The organism is Arsenophonus nasoniae, assembly GCF_004768525.1.
GTDB classification, from domain to species: domain Bacteria; phylum Pseudomonadota; class Gammaproteobacteria; order Enterobacterales; family Enterobacteriaceae; genus Arsenophonus; species Arsenophonus nasoniae.
Window position 1 is genome coordinate 45,577 of record NZ_CP038615.1, and the last position, 20,201, is coordinate 65,777.

Genomic DNA, 20,201 nt, shown 5'->3' on the forward strand with positions numbered 1-20,201 from the left:
CTGACTCAATTACCTTATGGGCATCTTGCCAAAGAAACAGAAATTGTCAGATTCGTCAGCCCAGTTATCGGTGTGTTTATCCCAGGGTTCAAAGGAAACAGGGATTATTCCCAGCTCCGTATAGGTGATGAATTCATCGGCAGGCAGACTTTCAGTTATTCCCCCCTCAGTGTAGTCGTATCCAGCGTCATCGGCTTGGTCTTGGCGTTGTTCAAAACTCCTGATAATCGTGACTAGCGGCGGGTAATACTGCGTGTCGAGAAAAAATTGGGGGCCGAGTCGGACGCAGTGGCGTATGGCTTCTTTTAGGGTGTCATAAAAAAATTCAGGCGGTCTGTCATCATCATTTTCGGGTGGGAGAGAGATCATAAAACGTTTCAGATAAACAGGCGTTGTGGCACGTGAAGTGACGGGCAGCCTGCCTGATTTAACCGGTTTACGCTTTCTGGGAGATTTATTGCGAGCCATCGAGATGAATCCCTGAAAAAAATTAACCTACTGCAGAGTATAAAACAGTACTCAACTCATTAACATCCCCGAAGCAGCACCGCTGCGCCGCTCACGCGTAGCGTGCTACGTTCGCAAACAAAAAGCCGTCTATATGCCGATGGTGGACGGTGTTATCAAACGTGCCCGTCAATCCGGTCAGGTAGCTAATATCATTGCAAAAGTGGTTTATGCTCAAGACGAGTTTGAATATGTGATTGACGAAAATGGCGAGCATTTAACGCATCGTCCGTCGTTTGTTGACGGTGATGAGATAGTGAAAGTCTATGCCTTCGCCAAACTTAATAGTGGTGAACTCGTTGTCGAAGTGATGAGTCGTGCTGACGTGGAAAAAATACGGGATACGGTACAAAGCGCAAAATACGACTCAAGTCCGTGGGTGAAGTGGTTTGATAGAATGGCACTCAAGACAGTGATTCATCGCCTCGCTAGACGGCTTCCTTGCGCTTCTGAGCTATTTTTGATGCTTGAGGTATACGAAGGATGTAAATTCAACAGAAAAACCGCTTAGAATGGCTCCTGCTTCGTTTAAACGGCTATCACTGAGGGATGTTCTGCGCGAACGAAACGAAAAACAGCGTCAAAAAGCAGAAACGGTGATAGAAGCACCAACAGAAACACAACCAGCAACCCATCCAAAACTGGAAGCCGCATTAATTGCCCTCGACGATGCCACCGACGAAAAAAACCTTGCTGAAATCGTTGAGTATTGTACAGTATTGTCCGCCGAGTTGTCTGAGGACGAAAAAATACAACTCAGAGAGAAAATTAAAGTTAGCAAAAAGCGGTTAATTCCAGCCAAAAAAGATAGCGAAGTGTGGATCGCAAGGCTGGCCAACGGCACAGGCGACGCTTGGCGATTTCCAGACGGTGAAATCGTCCACGGATTTTTTGAGGCCGAGAGGAAAGCTAAAGAGATGGGCGTGGTACTTGAAAAGAGAAAACAATACCGATTTAGTCCCAGTCATTGACTTAAATGTTATCACTAACCTATAATGTATTTGCAATGCACTTGCATTATAGGTGAGTAAATGGAAAATTTAACCATTAGAATATCCAAACAAGATAAAGAATTGCTGAAAGATTTTGCAGATTTTAACGGTATTTCTGTTTCAAATCTGTTAAGACAGTCAGCGCTTGAACGTATTGAAAATGAAATTGATATCAAGCTTTATCAGCGCGCAAATAAAATTATGAAAGAAATGACTGATGATGATGTTATTAATCATGATGAGCTAATCTCTGATTTAGGTCTTGATGATGTACACAGTTAAATATCATAAAAATATTGTAAAACTTTAAAAGGAATCAGTAAATCAGACCAATTATTTATTTTATCTTGGATAAATAAAACCTAATTAACACCAAAACCCAAGAATTTATGGAAAATCTTTAAATGGAGAAAAAAAGGTTTATGGCGTTATCGGGTCGGGAATTATCGAATTGTGGTAAATATTCAAGATAAAGAATTAATTATTCTAATAATAGATATTGGTCACAGAAAAGATATTTATCGTTGAGATTGCAAAACAAACGCTAATGACAGGGATGGATACGCAATCGGTGATGAAATTTACGGGTTTAACTGATTCTGAAATGAGCAACTTGATGGTTAGGAATCTCAATCAATACAGTAAGGCATTAATGGAGGTGTTTTGAACTCAATATTTCTATTAAATTCTGACAGTTTTCTCGTTGATTAACCATGAGAACAGTAATTCGGTTAAATTATCATCTAAAAGCCTAATAATAGGCACACTGCTCCTAGGCTGCGGTTTGTAACCATCGTTTTTTGACCATTTTATCCCGCCTTTCTGACAGTAAAGTGACGGCGTGTATTCCTTTTCCGCACTCATAAACCGCAATCGGTTTCCACATAAAATACATTGGTACGGGTCAGTATTTAAAACCTTTGATAAGGGCCCCAAACCCAGGTTTTCAGGCACATTAGGAGATATCATGTCTAACGCCTCATACACCTTCGGTAATAAGCACCCGCGTTTGCGATTGGCTAAAAAAAACCGTAATAACGGATCATCTTAAAATGTCGCGCAGGGATATGACTGACATAACGCCGTATCATTTCTTCTTGGGATAAGGTCTGTCGTCTGTATTGTTGGCTGTGGTGGTCATAGTAATGATGAACCACGGTGCCGCCGCTGTAGTGTTTCAATTGAGAAGCGGAGATAGGGGGACGTTTAAGATAACGGCCCAGATATTTCACATTATGCCAGGCCCCGCGTGTCTTTTTGGCAAAATGTACTTTCCAATAACGTTGAAACTGGGCATTAAGGTAACGGCACCAGGTCTGATAATTGCGAATGTGCCCGAAGCCAGGCAATTTATTGGGTTGTAACTGAAAATAGTTATCCCTAAGGAGTCGAATGACCGCACTGCGCCAGACCTTTTCAACGTCTTTCTTTTTAAAGAAAATCGGTTTCCAGGTGTCATATTGAGTGAGTCCCCCCACGCGTGACGGATAAATGAATATGCGGATGTTGATTGAGTTGGCGACCGTAAGTATGCAGCGCACAAAAAATGCCAATTTCGAGGCCTTGGCGCTTGGCGTGTTTGAGTATGGCGCGGGTTGCACAGCGAAAGAGTTGGTTGAGCAAGTACCAGTTATTGTTAAAAAAAGGCCAAAGTAGTTGAGGCATAGTGAGGGTAATATGTTGCCATTCGCAATCCGGCAAAATATGGCGCTGCTGGGCAATCCACTGTTCGGTGCCTTTGAGGCCACACGCACTGCAGGCTTTGGATTTACAGGTTTGACAAAGAAGCGTGAATGAGAGCATTCAGGTGAAGAACAGCAATAACGGCGAACGCCCATAGCGCAGGTGCTGCAGGCGAGCATCTTTTCGACAGAGAGTAGTTGCCATTGTCACCGATCATGCAAAACTGATCCACTAACGATCATCTAAAACTGATCCACTTGGTATTATTCGCACATTTTTGTACGGATAATTTATGTTAACCAAGGAGATATTTGTGGATATTCATGTTCGCTTTGCACAAGGACAAAGCCTTCGAAAAATTGCCAGTGAGTTGGGTATATCCCGTAACACCGTAAAACATCATTTACAACAACAGACAATGCCAACTTATGCTAAAAGAAGTCAACAACCGACTAAATTATCCCCCTTTAAACCTTATTTGCTTCAGCGAATTGAACTGGCTAAACCTGATTGGATCCCTGCAACAGTCTTATTTGATAAGGTAGTTGAAAACGGCTATCAAGGTGGTATTGCTCAATTACGCCGATTTGTTTGTCAATTTAAACCAAGCATTGTTCCCGAAGTAGTCGTCCGTTTTGAAACACAGCCAGGTCAACAAATGCAAATCGACTTCACCAGCATCCGGCGAGGTAAAAAATCGCTGAAAGCGTTTGTTGCAACGCTAGGCTATTCGCGTGCGAGTTATGTAAAGTTCAAAAATCAACAAAATCAATATTAATCTGCAAAGCAAAAAACAGGATGATTTGTACGCCAATGCCCTGTCAACGCTGCAATATGCAGGTTACCTAGGACATCAACATGTGAAAGGACAAGAAGGTTTGTTAACAGGCGGTAAAATACAGGTGATGCAAGAAGCATCGGGTAAATCGCTGAAAGATATGACCGCCAATGAGTTTATCAAACTGGTACTGGATGCTTACAACCAAGCGTGGGCAAATTCAGGTTATCGGGTGCAACCAACGCATATTGCGATGGATGCCGCAGATTTCATGCTGGCGATGCAGAAGTTTGATAGCCAAAGCCCCATTGTTGGGACTGATTTACTGCCTGTTTCTGCGATGGACAGGATCATGGCTGCGTTGAGGAAGGCATCGGGTAATGACAGCTTTACGATTACCTTTGTGAAAGTTCCGGCAGGATATGCCAGAGAAATAACCAAAGGCAAAACCCGCTTGGCAATTTACACCTACGACGAAGAGTATGTGGAGATGAAAGTGCATATGCCAGAGTTGTTAGCCGTTCGCCAGCGTGATTTACTGACTTACGAGTGTGGCTATCGTTCCGCCTTTGGTGGGGCAATGTGGAAACAGCCACTATCTGCCGTTTATGCCGATTACAAAACCGCCCCAAAGTCATAGACGGCGGCTTCCCAATCGGAACAACCTTGCCGTCTGATAATTACTTTCCGCAATCACCATCATGAGGGCAAGCCCCTCATTTTTATTTGAATCCTGGAGTCAATGATGAGCTACACAAAAACAAATTGGGAAAATTCACCGTCAACCAAAACCCCATTGAATGCGGAGAATCTCAACAATATTGAAGCGGGGGTATCTGCCCTTCACGAAGCACTGGACGCCGGAACACTTAAGGGTGAAAAGGGAGATAAGGGCGAAAAAGGCACGAAAGGTGATGCAGGGGTTGGCATTAAAAAAATCACCGCTGCCAAACAAGGGAATGTCGTGACGTTGACGATTGAGTTAACGGACGGCACAAAACAAACCCCTTCGTTTGAAGTATAATGTAGCGGATTTTATCCGCTTTTTTTTGGGGGGCTTCATGCAAGAAATGATAAAGAAATTCCGTGATCGTTTTGGCGAACAAACCTTTACCGCCGATGACAACAAATTGTTGCTCTATTTAACCGATGCAGAAAACCGGATGGACAAGAAAGTGTGGGGAGCGATGTATGAGCAAGGCTTGCTGTACCTTACCGCGCATCTGCTTTTTTTGGCGGGCTTCCATGAAAATAGTCCAACCAAGGATTCTCATTCAGCCGATCCGAATGCACTGTTTGGTAGTGAAGGTGTGGGCGATGTCAGTTTCAGCGCCAATTTTTCAGGAACCGAGAATGATTGGTTTAAAACCTCCGCATTTGGTGAGCAATATTTGGTGCTGGAAAGTCGCATAAACAATTACGCCTTGGCAATCGGGATGAACTGGTGATGCTGAAATCAAAATTGCTTGAAAAGCCAAAACAATTTGAGGAACTTAACAAACTGAAAGTGGAAGTGGGCGTATTGGAAAATACCAGACCGTACAAAGATTCCGATATTAGCGTGGTGGAAGTGGCAACGATCCACGAATTTGGCACGGAGAAAATCCCGCCTCGCTCATTTTTGCGCGTACCGATTCGTGATCACCAAAAAGCAATTATTGAAAAGGTGGTAAAAGAAAAATACCGCTTATTTATTTCAGGTGAAATTAGCGCAAAAACATTTCTGGCTTATATCGGTGAATTATCTGTTGGGTGGTCAATTGAGGCATTTGATACGCAGGGTTTTGGGGCGTGGCCTTTGCATGCTGAAAGCACCAAAGCGCAGTTGAAAAAGAAAGGTGTCATTGAAGCAAGGCTATTGCAAGACACGGGCGCATTGAAAAAATCGATAACTTATCAGGTGGTGAAAAAATGAGACTACCCAATATGGCAAGAACCCTCCGCCGATTTTCGCAACCGTTAACTTTCATCACAGAAGTGATTACTACGAAAGATTTTAAGCCGGACTTTGCGGTGACACGAAATCGATTGAAGGCGTAATCAGCAGTTTGCCGGATGAAGCCATTAACAAAGATAGTCTCGATTGGTCATTGAGTATTTCACGGTGCATGTGCAACCGAAGTATGCCGATTTGCTCGGTGTTTACTTGGAGTACAAAGGAAAAATATTCAAATCGATTAACCGCAAAGACTATAGCGACTATGGCTATGTACGCTATGTCTTTGAGGAAGTGAAAGATAGTGAGATGGTAGGAAGGCTCACCCAATGAAAATATATTTCAACGCAGCAATGACGACAGCAATACCAACAGCGAGAATAAGTTTTTTAATCCAATCTAAATCTGTTTTAATGCTTGCCATATCTGACTTAATGCTTTCTGTAGCTACACTTAGATCTTCCTTCGTAACCGTACCTACATTTTGAAATTCAGCAATAACCTCTACGATTTTCTCAGCTTGTTTTTCATCAATTCCTGATTCTTGTAAGGCTTTTATCGCTTTATGGGTGTTCATCGTTATTGTTGCCATCTTTACCTCCAAATTTGGCTTTAGGAATTGCGCTATTTCCTTAATCTTAACGCATTAAGAGGGCGGAATGTCAAATAACACCAATTTACACCACAAAAACTACCAGACACCGATCCAACGACTGGCAATAGTGATTCGAGATACGCTAGAGGTTGCTGAAAACACCATATTTATCGGACGTGAAAATCTGGCGAATCAAGATTTTAATGCGCCTGTTATCAGTATTGAGCAATCTGGCAACAGTGAAGTCAAAGGCTTTAGCGAAACATACCGCCGAAACGTTGAAGTGATGGAATACAGCCAGCACGAGAAAATCCTTTTTTTGACGTGAATGTTTGGGGCAAGCAAGCCTTGCAACGGGCGCAAATTCTCTTGCGGTTACTTAGAACGCAAAAAGGCTTTGAGCAACAGTGGAAACACACCATTAGCTTATCTGCGCCAACGGGTGTGCGTGATTTGCACTTTGCGACAGGTAGCCAGTATCGAGAGCGCGTGATGTTTTCGATTAACGCCTCTGTCGCGGATTATATCAACGTCTCAACACCCTCAATCAATCATCTTACTTTCCAACTTTCCAACGAAAAAGGTTCACAGTATGAACAATAATCTTGGCATCGATATTGAAAATGTTGTCAATGTGCAGCTACTCAAAGAGCAGCGAGGCGCCAATTACGACAACATCAACCACGTCATCATGATGACATCTGAAACGGGCACGATTTTTGACGGTAAAACGATTTATGCCACCTACAAAAATATCGCCGGCGTGAAAGCCGATTTTGGCATTACCTCGAAAACCTATCAGATGGCAACTGCCTTTTTTGGCACATCCCCCCAATCCGATAGGCTCAGGTGGTAGTCTGATTATCGGACATTGGCGCAAAACTGATTTAACGCTGCCCGCGGTGGAATTTGATACGCTGACAGGCTCAGAGATTGACAGCAACGCGTTACTTAAAACGCTGCGTCAAATTGACGACGGCAGTATGAAAATTGGCGAATTGACACTTGAAAACCTGAATTTTGGTGACGCGGTCACGTTCTCTGATGTGATTAATGTTCTCAATGGCTCATTGCCAGCCGGTTATCCGTCTGCTGAAAATCAACCCAACGACAGCAATGTGCCTACCAACGGAAAATCCACCTTTGCATACCTTGACAAGCGTTTGGTGGTGTCAGGAAAAGGATTAGCCAACGCCAGCGAGGGGGGAACAGGTACGTTCATTGGGAATCTGCTAGGGCTGGGTGACAGTGCCGTGTTAACCAAAGCGACACCGCCTCAAACTTTGACCGCCCAATCACCGGATGAGGCAATTACCGATGTGGTAGCCGCGTCTTCGGGTTGTGGGTATTGTTTTATTGATGAGCTGACCAATGACCAAATTTTAAAGCTGGCAAGCTACAGTCAAGCCAACAAGATATTGGGCTATCAAGTCGTTTCACATCCTGACAATCTCACGACAAAAGGCTTGGCATGGCAAGTGAGCAAGAAAGGACAAGAATATTTTCGGCTGCTTTTTTCAAGGCGCAATCAAAAAGCCTTGGCGGTTTCCTATATGGCAAGGGTGCATGTGGTCGATTTCAGCGCTGAAAATAGTGCCATGACGATTCACTTAAAGGAGCTTGCGTGTGAGCCAGAAAGCTATAGCCAAACCGAGGTAGACAGTGCGTCATCCGTGGGTATCGATATTTACACGCTGATTAAAGACCGTCCGGTAGTGATGTGCTCAAATGCCAATGAATTTGTCGATAATGTCTACAACCTGAAAGCGTATGTCAATCAAGTACAGGTTGATACCTTTAATTTAATGAAAGCGACTGCTACCAAAATACCGCAAACGGAAAAAGGGGTGGATTTGCTGGTTGATTGCATCAATCAGGTGGCAGCGCGATTTGTGAGAGCCAGCGTATTTGCTGCCGGAAAATGGACATCACCGGATACCTTCGGCGATGAAGAGCAATTTAAGCGGTCAATTGAGAGTAAAGGGTATTTCACCTATGCCAATCTGTTAGCCGAACAATCACAGGTTGACCGCATAAACCGCAAATCGCCCACTATTCAACAGGCGGTGAAAAATGCGGGGGCATTTCATCGGGCAGACATCATCATTAATTTCAATTACTAGGGGCGAAACATGGCGCAAATTTCCTATGATGTGGATGCAACCACCGTCATTCTAGGCGGTCGAATCTTAAGTGATTTTATCGCAGGTACTACGGTGCAAATCACTTTCCCCAATCCCGATACTAGCCGTTTTAACGGCTCCGGTGGTTCGGTCAGTGTGGCAAAACGAACCGATGCCAAAGTTTCCGAGCTTGAGTTTCATATTTTAAGGGGCAGTGCCGATGATGTCTGGTTATCCTCGCTACAAGGCAGTGGTGAAGTGACGTTGCTCAATGCCTCAGTCAGCACGTTGTACAAGCTCGACGGCAAAGCCAAAACCGAAACCTTCACGTTTACAGGCGGCAGTATCACAGACCAGCCACAATTCACTTTTGCTAATACTGATCACAACGCAGAGATGACCTACAAGCTGCAATTTCGGGATTTCAACCGCTCAATTTAACAGGAAAAAATCATGACAGAACAAGGATTAGGTAGCCTGACCGGGCTATCACAGGATGATATTGTCGATATCACCAAAAACAAAACCTTTAAGGTGCAAGGTAACGAATTTCAGATTGGTAATTTCAATCATCATTTGCGGTTGAAAGCATTGGAAATTGTCGAAGACTTGGGGCAATCAAAACGCATTGCCGCGACACTTTCAAGCCATAGTGATGGCAATCTGAGACAGCTTTTCAACCAAATCACCCACGACGGCATGAGTATTAGCAAATTGCCAACCTTTTTTGATGAGAAACCTGAGCTTTTCATTCCCTTAACGTTAACGGTGTTACACCTCTACGCCGCCCCTTTTTTATCAGCATTAACGGCGAGCTGACCTTTACCCCGCGTTATCCCAATAGCTGGCGACAGTACGTTAGAAATTCCTCACTGAGTGAACACGACAAACTGCTTTTTTCACTGGTGAAGGCGGGTTACGGCTCCGTGGGTGAGCTTCTGGCGTTGCGCGATGATGACATGTTCTTCTATCTGAAAACTGCCGAGCACGCCTTTATCACGGGGGCGATTGAGTGGAAACAGCACGACGAAGCGAAGCAAAAGAGGTGACGGATGAGTGAAGAAAAGTTAAGTCTGGATATTGGAGTGAATGCCAATGCGGGCGTGATTGATACGTTAATCTCTGCGCTTAACGAATTATCCCGGCAATTAGGCGGAGTGACGGGGAAATTCACCACGGTGACCGCAAAAGTTGACCATCTTGGAAACGAGAGTGCCAACACCGCAAAAGACGTGCATAAAGCCAGTGATTCTGTTGATGACCTCGGCAAAAAGGCCAAGAAAACCAAAAGTAAACTCGGCAAATTGGGCGAAAAGCTCAGCGAATTTAAAGGCATTATCACGGGGGCGTTTACCCTGACGGCGATTATGAGCGCGGGTGAGCAAATTAATAGCTTTAACAAAGCGGTTCGACAAACAGGCATTGACGCAAAAAGTTTTCAGGTGTTAAGAGAAGGCGCACAGGAAGTTGGCGTGAGCTTTGACGAATTATCCGATGGGGTAAAAGAATTTCAACGTGCGATTAATAGTGACGGTGATACCGCAAGTCAAGTGTTTAAAAAGCTAGGCGTTGCCTTTAAAGACAGTAACGGCAACATCAGGGATGCCAACGTCTTGTTGCGTGAAACGGGCACCGCCATAAATAACATACAGGATAAAGGCGCCAGAACGGCGCTTGCCGAGCAGGTTGGGCTTTCCTATGAGATGGTTGATGCCATCGGCAAAACCCGTCAAGAGTGGGCAGCACTTGAGAAAAAAGTCGCGGAAGGTCGTGCATTAACCCAAGACGATTTAGAGCAGTCTGAAATTTTTCGGCGCACGTTCGCCAGTGTCTTACTGCAACTGCAACAGATTTCAGAAAAAGTGTTTGCCACGCTTGCGCCGATTTTCAATTTTGTGTTGAAAGGGTTGCAGCCTGTGATTGGTTTTATCGCCCGCGTCGTGGGGGCATTTGCCAAATTAATCACTTTTCTCAACAAAACCACTGACGGCTTTTGGCTGCTGGTTCCGGCAGCGTTGGCGCTGGTGAAAGTATTTCCGCTTATCACGGCAGGGATAAAGGCGATTGGCGCCGCGATTCTTGCTAATCCTGTTTTCTTTGGCGTTACGGTGCTGATTATCGGCATTATCGCCGCCCTTGAAGACCTATACGTCTGGTTGAACGGCGGAAAAAGCGTGATTGGCGAATTCTTGGAAGGTTGGGGAATATTTCCCGATGATGTGCGAAAAATGATTGCTACGGTCATCGGTTATTTTTCTGCCATGTGGGATAAAATCATCAAAGACTTTACCGATTTATCCAATTTCCTGACGGCGTTTTTCAGTGATGATTGGGACACGGTGATTGCCATGCTAAAACAGGCATTTGTGCAGTTTTTTGATGATTTGATTGCGATATTCACCCCACTGGATAACTGGTTTATTGAGAAATTTACCGAAGTCACCACGTGGTTTAAAAAAACCTTTGACGACGCCTGTGACGCGGTCACGCAATTTTTCACCCAGATGTGGGAAGATATTAAAGCGCCGTTTGTCGCTGCGTGGGATTGGATTAAAGGGATTTTCACGAGCGGTACTACTGAGACTACTGAGGAGATGACCGCTAGTTTACAATCGGTGGGCGAGATTCTGGAAACGATATTCACCGCACCGCTTGAAATCGTTAAAGCGCTTTTTTCCGGCAATTTTGGGGATATCGGTAACATCATCAGCGACAAATTTAAAAAAGTGGCGGATGGTGTGAAGAAAATATTTAGCAGTACGTGGAATGCCATCAAAAGTATTTTTAGCGATTCCGATAAAGAACTCGACAAAGCCACCAAAAACGTGGAATTCGCCAATGACAGGCTGCAACAAGCCAGTCAAACGATCAATCACATATCAACAAACAGCCAGAAAGTGATCAGCAATTCGGCCTCACAGACCAACAACATCAATGTGAATGTGGCAGGTAGCAACAGGGCAATCGGTCAACAGATTGGCAGGGAGGTTCACAATAATATCCCTATGCTGAGCCAAGACCAGCTGGTACGAGGAGGCGCATTTTGAGTTTTCTCTCTCAAGTCATTTCCAATCACATCTCCAATACGCCCACGCAAAAAATCGGCATCGCGGGATTTACTGCCTATGTCTGGACGGATAAAACCACGCAACGTAGTGCTACCGTCAGCGATATTCCACTGGAAACGGGCGTTGTGATTGCCGATCACATTAACCTTAGCCCTGTGCAAATTTCGATAGGCGGGGTGATTTCCGATTCGTTTTTAAGTTTGCGGAGTGAAAATACCGTCTTTGAGTCTTTCAATCGGCAAATTGGTTTTATTGATAGCTATGTAGGCAATCGGACACAGGCGGTCAGACAAAAAATCAATGACATGAACAGCAAAGCGCAGCAGATCCTGGATTTGAAAGCGCAAGTCGAAAACACGGCGCAAGGAATTTACCACACGGTCACGGGCAGTAAATCGGGTAACGGCATTGCGCAACAGTTTGTCGATACGTTCACGGGCATTTTTGAAAATCGGGAATTGATCAGCGTCGATATGGGCTATCAGGTGCTCGATAACATGGCACTGGAAAGTTTCGCCACCTCACAAAGCAATGAGGACAGCTTTTTGCTGTTCACCTTAACCCTGAAGCAAGTGCGCTTTGTCACCTTTGAGCAGGTGAATATCACCCCTGTTGCCAACAAATCCGCCGCAGGGATGAGCAAAACAGGGGCAGCACAAATGAGTGGGGCGAAAAACAACGGGAGCCAAACACCAACCTCCGTAACTTACGATGTTAAAGAAGGCGCCAAAGCCTTTTTTAAGCGTTTTTTTAGTTGGAATTAACATGTACAAAATCGAAAACCTATCAAGCGATCCGATTCAGACGCACACGCTGTTAACCGATATTGACGATATTGAACTGACATTAACGTTTCATCCGAGTATTTCAGCGTGGAATATGGATATTACCTATCGGAATATCACCATTAACGGGGTGGCGGTTTCGCTTAACGTACCGCTGCTACACGATAGCCGGTTGCCGTTTACGATTGTGGCTGTCGCCCGTGACAATCCGGATATTGAGCCTTCCTTGCTGGATGATTTTGCCAGTGGCAGGGTGACGCTCTATCTGCTGGTTGGTGAAGAAGAGAAGGAGGCCGTCTATTGAATCGTCAAACGCCGTTTTTTCGTGATTTTGAGTTGTTGATTGGTGAGGATAAAAAAGCAATAAAGATTATCCCTCCGTTTAAAATCGCCTTTTCGTTTTCGAAGGATTTAACCCGTGACCGCCCCAATATCGGGCAAATTTCGCTGTTTAACCTGTCGCCGTCGCGTCGGCATTCGCTGGCGGATTTCCAATACCGCAAGCAGCATATTGCCGCTCAACTTTCAGTAGGTTATCTGACCACGGGATTGAAGCTCCTGTTTTCTGGCTCTGTCACCAAAGTCACGCTATCAAAGCAAGGCACTGAGATAGTCACCACGCTGGAAATTGCCGATGGTGGGTTTGCTTTTCGTACGGCAACCATCAGTAAAGCCGTGACCGCAAAGTCTGAGGCGGTCGATGCTGCTTTGAGTACCATGACAGGCGTGAAAAAAGGCAAAGTGACCGCGCAATCGCCATTAAGTCGCCCCAAAATCATGACGGGGTTTTCGTTTGATGAATTACGCAAGCTCAAAGATGAGAAAGAGCAGCTCTACATCGACAACGGACAGCTGCATATTCTGAGACGAAACGAGGTGCAAAACGGGAAAGCGGAATTAATCAGTGTGAGTACTGGATTGATGGAAACGCCGACGCTTGACGATAAAAACGTATTGACCTTTAAAAGCGTCCTGAATCCGAATGTATCCATTGGCTATCAGGTGGCGATAGATAGCAAAATTTCACCACATCTTAACGGCGTTTATCGCATTTGCGCGATTGACTACGCAGGGGAAAGTGACACAGGTGAGTGGGCGATGACGTGCCAATGCCAGCAGGAAAAAAACTACGTGGTGGTTAAGGAGAGTAAGGTGTGAATATCGAACTGATGAAAACCATTGCCAATCACATCAAATCTGAGATGGGCTGTGCCTTGATTGCCAAAGTGGTTAAGGTGAATGAAACCACAGTGGATTGCCAGCCAGTCACTAAAAAAAACGTGGTGATTAACGATGAAATTCACGCGATCGAATTTCCGGTTTTTCCCGATGTGCCTGTTTCTTGGTCACAAGGGGGTGGCAGCTACACCGCCTATCCGGTCGCTGTGGGCGATTACTGCATTTTACTCACCTTTGATAGTTGCATTGATAATTGGTGGATAGGCAACGACAACGTGCGCGGGGCAGAAAATCGCTTGCATGATTATAGCGATTGTGTCGCGCTTTTGGGACTTTGCAATCGTAACGGGGCATTTGCCATACCGAAGGTGGCGACAACCGCAGGTGACCATCTTTTTACCCACAATATCCACGTGAAGCTCAATGTCACCATTGACGGTAACCTTGATGTGAAAGGCACTATCACCGCCCAACAAATCGCAGCCCAGCAATCGTTAACAGTGGGCAATATCGATGTTGGCAACCATACGCACGGAGGCGTAGAAACAGGTAATGACAGCACCGGAAAACCAAAATAACCCGAAGGTGATTTTCGTGAAAACAGCAAAGTTAACCGAACACAACGATTGGCGATTTGGTCATTCGCTTGATGATTACCTGATTGACAGCGAGGCAATTCACCAGAATATCAAATCCCGTTTGCAGTGTTTCAAATCCGATTGGTGGCTAGATGTTGAATTTGGCTTGGACTGGCTACAACTACTCGGCAGTCGTGGTACGGGTGAAACCTTGCGCCGTGAAATCTACAAGGTGGCATTAGGGACGGAGGGTGTTGTTCGCGTCGATAAGCTCAATATTAAGGTTGCCGACTTCACCGCACACATTGCGATGGATTACACCGATGTTTTTAACCGAACACGCAACCTTAATCAGGAGGTCAGCCAGTGAATATCAAGTTAGATGAAAACGGTATCACCATCGCAACGCTGCCCGAACTGATTGAAACCTTGATTGCTGAATTTAAAACAATTTACGGCAGTGATATCAATCTTTCACAAGATACGCCGGACGGGCAGCGCGTTGCGATTTATAGCCGGATTACCCACGAATGTTTGGTGTTGGTGAAAAAGCTCTATCAGAACTTGAAGCCCGAACAGGCCGAAGGGCTCCACCTTGATTATTTAGCCAGAATCAACGGGCTGTTACGCAAGGAAAACGAAAGCGACAGCGATTTGCGACGCAGACGGTTAAAAACCTTTGAAAATGCCAGTCAAAGCACGATAGGCGGCATCGCTGCCCGGTTGAATCTGGTCAAAGGTGTGACCGATGCCGTGGTGTACGAAAACACCACGAACGAGAGTGACACACTGAATATTCCGCCTCATTCGATTTGGGTGATTGCTGAGGGAGGTGAAAATCAGGCCATTGTGGATTGCCTCGCTTGCAACAAAACAGGGGGGACTGGCCTTAAAGGAACAATCAAAGGCAAATACATTGACAAGATAGTGAGATCCGACGGCACGTTTTTTGAGGTGGTGCATGAATACCGATTTGACCGCCCTAAAATCACCGAAATCAAGATTAAACTGACTGCCACGCGTGAAAAAGCCAACGAGCCTGTGCCGATACAGGAGATCAAAGACGAACTAGTCAAATCCCTTTATCGCATTGGCGAAAATATCAAGGTGACTGCGCTTTACTGCATTTTGAACCGCATTGCGCGTTCTTATTATGTCTCTGACCTACAAATCGCAAAAGATGGCAACACGTGGACGAGTGCCATTTTAAACGCCGATGTTGATGAGAAATTCACCATCGTCAGTGACAACATCGCGGTGAATGAGGTGATCACGTGAGTCTCGAAGAAGAATATCAAAAACTGCTGATCAAGCAGTATTACACCAAACCCAAGGCAAGGGCGGAGATTTCCGCCCTTTTTAATCTGTTCGCGGATTGCTTTGATACCGTTGATGCCTTTCGGGAAGCCTTCAATCTCGAAAAGGCGCAAGGTGACCCGTTGGACATCATCGGCAGTTGGGTAGGTGTCAGTCGCTTCCAGCCAAGCGGTGAGCGCAAAGGCTTTTTTGGCTTTGAAAATCACGCCAAAGCGTTGCCGTTTGGTCAAAAGAGTGGAAAAAAACAAGGGGGCTTTCGCTCCCGATTTGCACAGGATTTTTTGCCACTGAAATTACCTGACAAGCAATATCGTAGTCTGATTAAACTCAAAATCATCAAAAACACTGCCCTTGCTACCGCCACCCAAACGGGTGACGTGAGCCTGTCGTCACTGCAACAGGCCGTCAATTTTGCGATGGAAGGCGAAGGCTATTTGATTGACCACCAGAATATGAGCCTCACCATCGTTATTACGCCAAGAGCTGACCGAGAGTGGCTGGAATTCATCTTACGGCTTGATTTATTACCCCGTCCGCAAGGCGTGCAAATTAACTACGTCACGCAAGAACCCAAAGGCACGTTTGGATTTAGCGAACACCAAAATGCCATTTCGTGGTACAGCCGTTTTGACACCAACCCCGAAGCAAGAATTGGCTCCTTCGCCCAAAAAACTTTTCTTCAAAAAAGGAGATAACCTTGAAAATTGACAGACCCAACATTGATATTCAACCGTTTGCGGGCAGCAGCAAAACGGAAGAGCGAACCGCGTTTGGTTCAAAAGAAATCACCGATAATCTTGAGAAAAATCTCAATGCCGATTTTGCGCGGGGCTGGGGCATTGTGCCCGTGTCAGAATTACCAACGATGCAGGATTTTAATGCCGTGGGATTTACGATTAGCTCCCTTGTGACCCACCTCTACCAGAACGGCATTGCTGAATATGCTGAAAAGCAGATTTACAACAAAGGGGCGGTGTGTCTGTCTGATGGCAACATTTACATTTCAAAGACAGAAAATAACGCCGGAAATCCAGTCACCGATACCACCCAATGGCAATCACTGAAAGATGCTATTCTGGCTGCCAATATCGTGCAGCAATTGGGCAATGCCACCGATAAAGTGATGAGCCAAAAATCGGTAACCGATGCATTAAATACGAAACAGGCAAAAGGTGATTACGCCACCAAAACAGAATTAACCCAAGGACTTAATACCAAGCTCAACAGTTCCAATGTCAAACAAACAATCGGTAATTCGACAACCGAAGTGATGAGTCAGAAGGCTGTGACGGATGCGATAAGTGATAACGGCGTACCTGTTGGTACGATAATCATGCTTGCACATAAAAGCGAACCCAAAGGACGTTATCTTAAAGCTAACGGCGTTGCTGTATCCAGACAAAAATATTATGAACTTTTCGAGGTTATTGGCACTAATTACGGTGCTGGTGATGGTAGTACAACATTCAATCTTCCTGATTTACGTGATGAATTCCCTCGTTTTGCCGGAGACAATCGGGAAATTGGTAGTAAGCAAGGTGATGCGATAAGAAAAATAACTGGAAAATGGAATGGTGGAGTCAAAAATAAAAAACACACTGACGGCAGTGTCAGATTCATAAAAGATAGAATATGGGGGATTGATGGAGAATTAACTACCGAAGATACCGATTTCAATCGCGGAAATGGCCCAACCGAAGGATGGGATGCTTATGAGCTCGACTCATCTTTAGAAGTGCCAACTGCGGACGAAAATCGCCCACGTAATATAGCGTTAATTGGATGGATTAAATATTAATTTTTTGTATATGGGATCCATTTTGGAAAAGGATCCCTACATATTTCAAAATATGGATTTTTATTTAAGACTCTTATTTTGTTCAATTATTTTTGTTACGTCTATAATAATGCAGTTTTCATCACATTTAATATTTTCAGTATTAGTAATACTTCCTGCATATTTATAAGACATTTTTCTTTCTGATTTAATTTCTTCTGCCATTCCTGGAGTAGCAAATGGAATTATCATAGATGTTTGCCCAAACTCATCATAACCAATTAACGTATTGTCACTTATGTCTGAAAAAGTTTTATTTTCACTGTTTTTAACATTAAAAAGTAAATTTCCAGAAAAATCTTGTGGGACATTTTTAGCGATTTCATTATAAAGCAATCTAAACTCCAAAATTTGTGGAATAACAAATCCTTTTAATATATTTTTGAAAGAAAAAAACATGACTAAAATAATAATTGTTGGATATGTAACATGATTTATTTTAAATTTATCTGAAATATAAAATATTCCTATAATAAAAACCGATGTCATAATCAATTCTAGAGATACTAATGAGCGATAAGCAGCCCAACTTTCTTCAACAACTAAATTTGGCACATAAGAAGAAACGGCTAACAATAATGTTAAAAGTAGTTTTTTACCTCCATGTTTTTTATTATAAATAGAATACAATCCAATAATAACAATTATTATTGATATAATTTTATAAAAAAAACTAGGATTTATATTATAGTTGGCAATAGAATTCATTAACGGCTGATGAAAAAACCAAAGTGTTTTTTTTAAAAATTCACTTGTTAAGTTTGCTCTATTTATTAAATCATCATATAAAAATTGAGGAACTAATTTAGATATAAAAAAAGAGAATAACATACTTATTGATATAACAATCGCACAAGTAATTAGATTTTTTAAATTAAAATCTTTTTCCCTTACACAGTTATCAAAAAAAACAAAAAACAAAAAACACATTGCAGCTGGTTGATATATTGAAAATGATATACATAACAATATAAGTGAAATAAAAAATTTACAAATATTTGTATTCCCATTTGAATCAATTAAGCAGCAATAACTTAACAAAGACAATAAGATAGAAAGCACATACGGTGAGCAGATAGCCCAAGATGCGTACACTTGAAATGAAGGAAGCAAGCAAAGTATAAAAGGAAATAATATTTTTTGGTATTTATTTTCTAAAATTTTCCTATTACTTATCATTTTGTAAAAAAGACAGCATAAAATCCATATTGCCAGCACTGATACAAATCTTGTATATCTAAGATCGCCTAAGTTATTCAAAGATGTTGTGATTATTACTTTAAATAAACCATACAATGGTCTACCTGACTTAACATCCCAATCAATAATAGAAGTAGTCAAATTATTATATATAGCTTGTATCAAAATCCAATCATCAGAAAGAGCATAAGAAAATATATAAGTTGGCGATAATACTAATAAAAAAAATAAAAGATATATAAAATATAAATACAAATCTTTCTTAAAAAAATCAATTTTTGGTAAAGCATTTCTATCAAATGTCATCAATTAGTTATCCTTTATTTTTGTCTATCAAATAACGTGGTCTTTTTTTAGTTTCAATGTAAATTCTTCCGATATACTCGCCAAGAACACCGATACCAATTAGCTGAATACCGCCAATAAACAGAATAGAAACGAGAAGGGAAGGATAACCCGCAACAGGATTACCAAAAAACAGTTTATCTATAATCATCCAACTCCCGTAGATAAATGATACCGTTGCGACAGATAAACCTATATATGTCCACATACGGAGTGGGAAGGTAGAGAAGCTGGTTATACCTTCAAGTGCAAGATTCCACAATTTCCAGCCATTAAATTTTGATTTTCCAGCAACACGTTCAGAACGGGTATATTCTACTATATCTACATTGCCACCAACCCAAGAAAGCAAACCTTTCATGAATAAATTACTTTCGGGTAAAAGTTTTATATTTTCGACGGTAGCACGAGACATCAAACGAAAATCCCCCACATTTTCTTCAATTTTTGGCTGACTTATTTTGTTGTGTAATTTATAAAACCATTCGGCAGTTTTGCGTTTTAACAAGCTATCAGTAGAGCGATCTATTCTTTTTGCAAGCACTACATCAGCGCCGTTTTGCCATTTTTCTATTAACAATGGGATAATTTCTATGGGGTCTTGTAAGTCCACATCGATAGGGATTACCGCATCACCTGTAGCGTGTTCAATTCCGGCAAAAAGTGCAGGTTCTTTTCCAAAATTACGGGTAAATGACAATGGTATGACGAGCGGATCGGAAACAGCAAGCGCGTTGATAATTGATTCTGTTGCGTCCTTGCTTCCATCGTTGATGAAAACTATCTCAACTTCATGCTGTTTTAATTCGTTGAAATCCCGCACCGCTTTATAAAAAATAGGTACAGCTTCCTCTTCATTCAATACCGGAACAATTAATGAAATTTTCATTATTCAATGTCCTTGAATACAACAAATTTTGAATATAAAAACCCTAAAACAAAACTAATAGCCGAAAAAATAACTAATGTAAAAATTGGTTCACAATTAAATCTGTCAGCAATAAAACCGATAAAATAACTTATCATTCCCATAAATATGACAAAAGAAATATATCTTTTCCTCGTCGCTTTTTTTCGGAAAGTAAATCTTGCATTAGCTAAGAAAGAAAACGTGACAGCAACACTGAAAGCAAATAAATTACTGGATGCCTGCTGAAAATTCAAAAAGTGAATCAGAAAAACAAAAACAAACCAATGGATTAAAGTGTTTATCACTCCAATAGAAAAATACTTAACAAGCAATTCAATAAATTTGTTGTTTTTGTTAATCATTTTTTC

The 20,201-nt window shown here is 42.8% G+C and carries 30 protein-coding genes and 2 pseudogenes; 26 read left to right on the forward strand and 6 right to left on the reverse strand.

What is annotated here, in order from left to right:
- Nucleotides 1–9: 9 nt before the first annotated feature.
- Nucleotides 10–468 (reverse strand): hypothetical protein, encoded by a 459-nt coding sequence (locus ArsFIN_RS21120; RefSeq protein ID WP_135678317.1) that lies wholly within the window; start codon nt 466–468, stop codon nt 10–12.
- 82 nt (nt 469–550) lie between these two features.
- On the opposite strand from ArsFIN_RS21120, the gene ArsFIN_RS21125 reads away from it, so the two are divergent.
- The 4 genes and pseudogenes from ArsFIN_RS21125 to ArsFIN_RS28950 all read left to right on the forward strand — a co-directional run.
- A complete protein-coding gene (locus tag ArsFIN_RS21125) occupies nt 551–1,018 on the forward strand; it encodes a recombinase RecT (RefSeq protein WP_276489436.1) in 468 nt (155 codons plus the stop codon).
- A gap of 1 nt (nt 1,019) precedes the next feature.
- Nucleotides 1,020–1,478, forward strand: coding sequence for a hypothetical protein (locus ArsFIN_RS21130; RefSeq protein ID WP_026824131.1), 459 nt, complete (start codon nt 1,020–1,022; stop codon nt 1,476–1,478).
- A gap of 60 nt (nt 1,479–1,538) precedes the next feature.
- Nucleotides 1,539–1,781, forward strand: a complete 243-nt coding sequence (relB, locus tag ArsFIN_RS21135; RefSeq protein ID WP_026824132.1) for a type II toxin-antitoxin system RelB family antitoxin — start codon at nt 1,539–1,541, stop codon at nt 1,779–1,781.
- A gap of 91 nt (nt 1,782–1,872) precedes the next feature.
- A pseudogene (locus tag ArsFIN_RS28950) lies at nt 1,873–2,027 on the forward strand (type II toxin-antitoxin system RelE family toxin); the annotation flags it as partial.
- Between the two features lie 244 nt (nt 2,028–2,271).
- Here ArsFIN_RS28950 and ArsFIN_RS29185 read toward each other — a convergent pair.
- Nucleotides 2,272–3,385: pseudogene (locus tag ArsFIN_RS29185) on the reverse strand (IS91 family transposase); the annotation flags it as partial.
- An 89-nt stretch (nt 3,386–3,474) separates the two neighbouring features.
- Between ArsFIN_RS29185 and ArsFIN_RS21150 the strand changes: the two are divergent.
- From ArsFIN_RS21150 to ArsFIN_RS28385, 6 genes are all read left to right on the forward strand, one after another.
- Nucleotides 3,475–3,960, forward strand: coding sequence for a LuxR C-terminal-related transcriptional regulator (locus ArsFIN_RS21150; protein ID WP_246067520.1), 486 nt, complete (start codon nt 3,475–3,477; stop codon nt 3,958–3,960).
- 25 nt (nt 3,961–3,985) lie between these two features.
- Entirely contained in the window at nt 3,986–4,600 is a 615-nt protein-coding gene (locus tag ArsFIN_RS21155) for a major capsid family protein (RefSeq protein ID WP_246067521.1), read from the forward strand.
- Nucleotides 4,601–4,705: 105 nt separating this feature from the next.
- Nucleotides 4,706–4,984 carry a hypothetical protein gene (locus tag ArsFIN_RS21160; protein ID WP_167876744.1) on the forward strand — a complete coding sequence of 93 codons (279 nt, stop codon included), beginning with the start codon at nt 4,706–4,708 and terminating at the stop codon, nt 4,982–4,984.
- 37 nt (nt 4,985–5,021) lie between these two features.
- The gene (locus ArsFIN_RS21165) at nt 5,022–5,408 is read left to right on the forward strand and encodes a DUF4054 domain-containing protein (protein ID WP_135678541.1); all 387 of its coding nucleotides are present in this window, start codon (nt 5,022–5,024) and stop codon (nt 5,406–5,408) included.
- Nucleotides 5,408–5,875, forward strand: coding sequence for a phage virion morphogenesis protein (locus ArsFIN_RS21170; RefSeq protein ID WP_135678543.1), 468 nt, complete (start codon nt 5,408–5,410; stop codon nt 5,873–5,875). Before ArsFIN_RS21165 ends, ArsFIN_RS21170 begins: the two co-directional genes overlap by 1 nt.
- On the forward strand, nt 5,872–6,000 hold the full coding sequence (locus ArsFIN_RS28385; RefSeq protein WP_276489430.1) for a hypothetical protein: 129 nt from the start codon (nt 5,872–5,874) through the stop codon (nt 5,998–6,000). Before ArsFIN_RS21170 ends, ArsFIN_RS28385 begins: the two co-directional genes overlap by 4 nt.
- A 218-nt stretch (nt 6,001–6,218) precedes the next feature.
- Here ArsFIN_RS28385 and ArsFIN_RS21175 read toward each other — a convergent pair whose 3' ends face one another.
- Nucleotides 6,219–6,488 carry a CCDC90 family protein gene (locus ArsFIN_RS21175; protein ID WP_135678545.1) on the reverse strand — a complete coding sequence of 90 codons (270 nt, stop codon included), beginning with the start codon at nt 6,486–6,488 and terminating at the stop codon, nt 6,219–6,221.
- Between the two features lie 67 nt (nt 6,489–6,555).
- On the opposite strand from ArsFIN_RS21175, the gene ArsFIN_RS21180 reads away from it, so the two are divergent.
- The 16 genes from ArsFIN_RS21180 (at nt 6,556) to ArsFIN_RS21250 (ending at nt 17,339) form a co-directional block, all read left to right on the forward strand.
- Nucleotides 6,556–6,819 carry a hypothetical protein gene (locus ArsFIN_RS21180; protein WP_135678547.1) on the forward strand — a complete coding sequence of 88 codons (264 nt, stop codon included), beginning with the start codon at nt 6,556–6,558 and terminating at the stop codon, nt 6,817–6,819.
- On the forward strand, nt 6,816–7,094 hold the full coding sequence (locus tag ArsFIN_RS21185) for a phage neck terminator protein (protein WP_135678549.1): 279 nt from the start codon (nt 6,816–6,818) through the stop codon (nt 7,092–7,094). Before ArsFIN_RS21180 ends, ArsFIN_RS21185 begins: the two co-directional genes overlap by 4 nt.
- Complete coding sequence (locus tag ArsFIN_RS28390; protein ID WP_135678551.1) at nt 7,084–7,347, forward strand: DUF3383 family protein; 264 nt, start codon at nt 7,084–7,086, stop codon at nt 7,345–7,347. The genes ArsFIN_RS21185 and ArsFIN_RS28390 overlap by 11 nt, the downstream gene beginning before the upstream one ends.
- Entirely contained in the window at nt 7,310–8,614 is a 1,305-nt protein-coding gene (locus tag ArsFIN_RS21195) for a DUF3383 family protein (RefSeq protein WP_167876745.1), read from the forward strand. The genes ArsFIN_RS28390 and ArsFIN_RS21195 overlap by 38 nt, the downstream gene beginning before the upstream one ends.
- A 9-nt stretch (nt 8,615–8,623) precedes the next feature.
- Entirely contained in the window at nt 8,624–9,055 is a 432-nt protein-coding gene (locus ArsFIN_RS21200) for a hypothetical protein (RefSeq protein WP_135678555.1), read from the forward strand.
- Between the two features lie 12 nt (nt 9,056–9,067).
- Nucleotides 9,068–9,433, forward strand: a complete 366-nt coding sequence (locus ArsFIN_RS21205; RefSeq protein ID WP_026824172.1) for a hypothetical protein — start codon at nt 9,068–9,070, stop codon at nt 9,431–9,433.
- An 86-nt stretch (nt 9,434–9,519) separates the two neighbouring features.
- Nucleotides 9,520–9,663, forward strand: a complete 144-nt coding sequence (locus ArsFIN_RS26665) for a hypothetical protein (protein WP_167876746.1) — start codon at nt 9,520–9,522, stop codon at nt 9,661–9,663.
- A 3-nt stretch (nt 9,664–9,666) separates the two neighbouring features.
- The gene (locus ArsFIN_RS21210; RefSeq protein ID WP_135678557.1) at nt 9,667–11,661 is read left to right on the forward strand and encodes a phage tail tape measure protein; all 1,995 of its coding nucleotides are present in this window, start codon (nt 9,667–9,669) and stop codon (nt 11,659–11,661) included.
- On the forward strand, nt 11,658–12,446 hold the full coding sequence (locus tag ArsFIN_RS21215; protein ID WP_135678559.1) for a phage baseplate protein: 789 nt from the start codon (nt 11,658–11,660) through the stop codon (nt 12,444–12,446). Before ArsFIN_RS21210 ends, ArsFIN_RS21215 begins: the two co-directional genes overlap by 4 nt.
- Before the next feature lies 1 nt (nt 12,447).
- Entirely contained in the window at nt 12,448–12,771 is a 324-nt protein-coding gene (locus tag ArsFIN_RS21220; protein ID WP_135678561.1) for a phage baseplate plug family protein, read from the forward strand.
- Nucleotides 12,768–13,625, forward strand: a complete 858-nt coding sequence (locus ArsFIN_RS21225) for a baseplate hub protein (RefSeq protein ID WP_135678563.1) — start codon at nt 12,768–12,770, stop codon at nt 13,623–13,625. The genes ArsFIN_RS21220 and ArsFIN_RS21225 overlap by 4 nt, the downstream gene beginning before the upstream one ends.
- Nucleotides 13,622–14,224 (forward strand): Gp138 family membrane-puncturing spike protein, encoded by a 603-nt coding sequence (locus ArsFIN_RS21230; protein WP_135678564.1) that lies wholly within the window; start codon nt 13,622–13,624, stop codon nt 14,222–14,224. Before ArsFIN_RS21225 ends, ArsFIN_RS21230 begins: the two co-directional genes overlap by 4 nt.
- Nucleotides 14,199–14,594: a hypothetical protein gene (locus tag ArsFIN_RS21235; protein ID WP_135678566.1), complete on the forward strand. Its 396-nt coding sequence runs from the start codon at nt 14,199–14,201 to the stop codon at nt 14,592–14,594. The genes ArsFIN_RS21230 and ArsFIN_RS21235 overlap by 26 nt, the downstream gene beginning before the upstream one ends.
- Nucleotides 14,591–15,502: a hypothetical protein gene (locus tag ArsFIN_RS21240; RefSeq protein ID WP_135678568.1), complete on the forward strand. Its 912-nt coding sequence runs from the start codon at nt 14,591–14,593 to the stop codon at nt 15,500–15,502. Before ArsFIN_RS21235 ends, ArsFIN_RS21240 begins: the two co-directional genes overlap by 4 nt.
- Nucleotides 15,499–16,236 carry a DUF2612 domain-containing protein gene (locus ArsFIN_RS21245; protein ID WP_135678570.1) on the forward strand — a complete coding sequence of 246 codons (738 nt, stop codon included), beginning with the start codon at nt 15,499–15,501 and terminating at the stop codon, nt 16,234–16,236. The genes ArsFIN_RS21240 and ArsFIN_RS21245 overlap by 4 nt, the downstream gene beginning before the upstream one ends.
- A 2-nt stretch (nt 16,237–16,238) precedes the next feature.
- Nucleotides 16,239–17,339 carry a phage tail protein gene (locus tag ArsFIN_RS21250; RefSeq protein WP_135678572.1) on the forward strand — a complete coding sequence of 367 codons (1,101 nt, stop codon included), beginning with the start codon at nt 16,239–16,241 and terminating at the stop codon, nt 17,337–17,339.
- A gap of 60 nt (nt 17,340–17,399) precedes the next feature.
- Here the strand turns inward: ArsFIN_RS21250 and ArsFIN_RS21255 are convergent, their stop codons facing one another.
- From ArsFIN_RS21255 to ArsFIN_RS21265, 3 genes are read right to left on the reverse strand one after another with little or no spacing between them, the layout of a single operon-like run.
- Nucleotides 17,400–18,884 (reverse strand): glucosyltransferase domain-containing protein, encoded by a 1,485-nt coding sequence (locus tag ArsFIN_RS21255; RefSeq protein WP_026824050.1) that lies wholly within the window; start codon nt 18,882–18,884, stop codon nt 17,400–17,402.
- 7 nt (nt 18,885–18,891) lie between these two features.
- Nucleotides 18,892–19,812, reverse strand: a complete 921-nt coding sequence (locus ArsFIN_RS21260; RefSeq protein ID WP_135678574.1) for a glycosyltransferase family 2 protein — start codon at nt 19,810–19,812, stop codon at nt 18,892–18,894.
- On the reverse strand, nt 19,812–20,195 hold the full coding sequence (locus tag ArsFIN_RS21265; RefSeq protein WP_135678575.1) for a GtrA family protein: 384 nt from the start codon (nt 20,193–20,195) through the stop codon (nt 19,812–19,814). Before ArsFIN_RS21265 ends, ArsFIN_RS21260 begins: the two co-directional genes overlap by 1 nt.
- Between the last annotated feature and the right edge of the window lie 6 nt (nt 20,196–20,201).

Bases quoted from the DNA above. Each gene is read 5' to 3' on its own strand.
- ArsFIN_RS21120 (WP_135678317.1), bottom strand. From the start codon at position 468: ATGGCTCGCAATAAATCTCCCAGAAAGCGTAAACCGGTTAAATCAGGC.
- ArsFIN_RS21130 (WP_026824131.1), top strand. From the start codon at position 1,020: ATGGCTCCTGCTTCGTTTAAACGGCTATCACTGAGGGATGTTCTGCGC.
- relB (WP_026824132.1), top strand. From the start codon at position 1,539: ATGGAAAATTTAACCATTAGAATATCCAAACAAGATAAAGAATTGCTG.
- ArsFIN_RS21150 (WP_246067520.1), top strand. From the start codon at position 3,475: ATGTTAACCAAGGAGATATTTGTGGATATTCATGTTCGCTTTGCACAA.
- ArsFIN_RS21160 (WP_167876744.1), top strand. From the start codon at position 4,706: ATGAGCTACACAAAAACAAATTGGGAAAATTCACCGTCAACCAAAACC.
- ArsFIN_RS21165 (WP_135678541.1), top strand. From the start codon at position 5,022: ATGCAAGAAATGATAAAGAAATTCCGTGATCGTTTTGGCGAACAAACC.
- ArsFIN_RS21170 (WP_135678543.1), top strand. From the start codon at position 5,408: ATGCTGAAATCAAAATTGCTTGAAAAGCCAAAACAATTTGAGGAACTT.
- ArsFIN_RS28385 (WP_276489430.1), top strand. From the start codon at position 5,872: ATGAGACTACCCAATATGGCAAGAACCCTCCGCCGATTTTCGCAACCG.
- ArsFIN_RS21175 (WP_135678545.1), bottom strand. From the start codon at position 6,488: ATGGCAACAATAACGATGAACACCCATAAAGCGATAAAAGCCTTACAA.
- ArsFIN_RS21180 (WP_135678547.1), top strand. From the start codon at position 6,556: ATGTCAAATAACACCAATTTACACCACAAAAACTACCAGACACCGATC.
- ArsFIN_RS28390 (WP_135678551.1), top strand. From the start codon at position 7,084: ATGAACAATAATCTTGGCATCGATATTGAAAATGTTGTCAATGTGCAG.
- ArsFIN_RS21200 (WP_135678555.1), top strand. From the start codon at position 8,624: ATGGCGCAAATTTCCTATGATGTGGATGCAACCACCGTCATTCTAGGC.
- ArsFIN_RS21205 (WP_026824172.1), top strand. From the start codon at position 9,068: ATGACAGAACAAGGATTAGGTAGCCTGACCGGGCTATCACAGGATGAT.
- ArsFIN_RS21210 (WP_135678557.1), top strand. From the start codon at position 9,667: ATGAGTGAAGAAAAGTTAAGTCTGGATATTGGAGTGAATGCCAATGCG.
- ArsFIN_RS21220 (WP_135678561.1), top strand. From the start codon at position 12,448: ATGTACAAAATCGAAAACCTATCAAGCGATCCGATTCAGACGCACACG.
- ArsFIN_RS21235 (WP_135678566.1), top strand. From the start codon at position 14,199: ATGACAGCACCGGAAAACCAAAATAACCCGAAGGTGATTTTCGTGAAA.
- ArsFIN_RS21255 (WP_026824050.1), bottom strand. From the start codon at position 18,884: ATGACATTTGATAGAAATGCTTTACCAAAAATTGATTTTTTTAAGAAA.
- ArsFIN_RS21260 (WP_135678574.1), bottom strand. From the start codon at position 19,812: ATGAAAATTTCATTAATTGTTCCGGTATTGAATGAAGAGGAAGCTGTA.
- ArsFIN_RS21265 (WP_135678575.1), bottom strand. From the start codon at position 20,195: ATGATTAACAAAAACAACAAATTTATTGAATTGCTTGTTAAGTATTTT.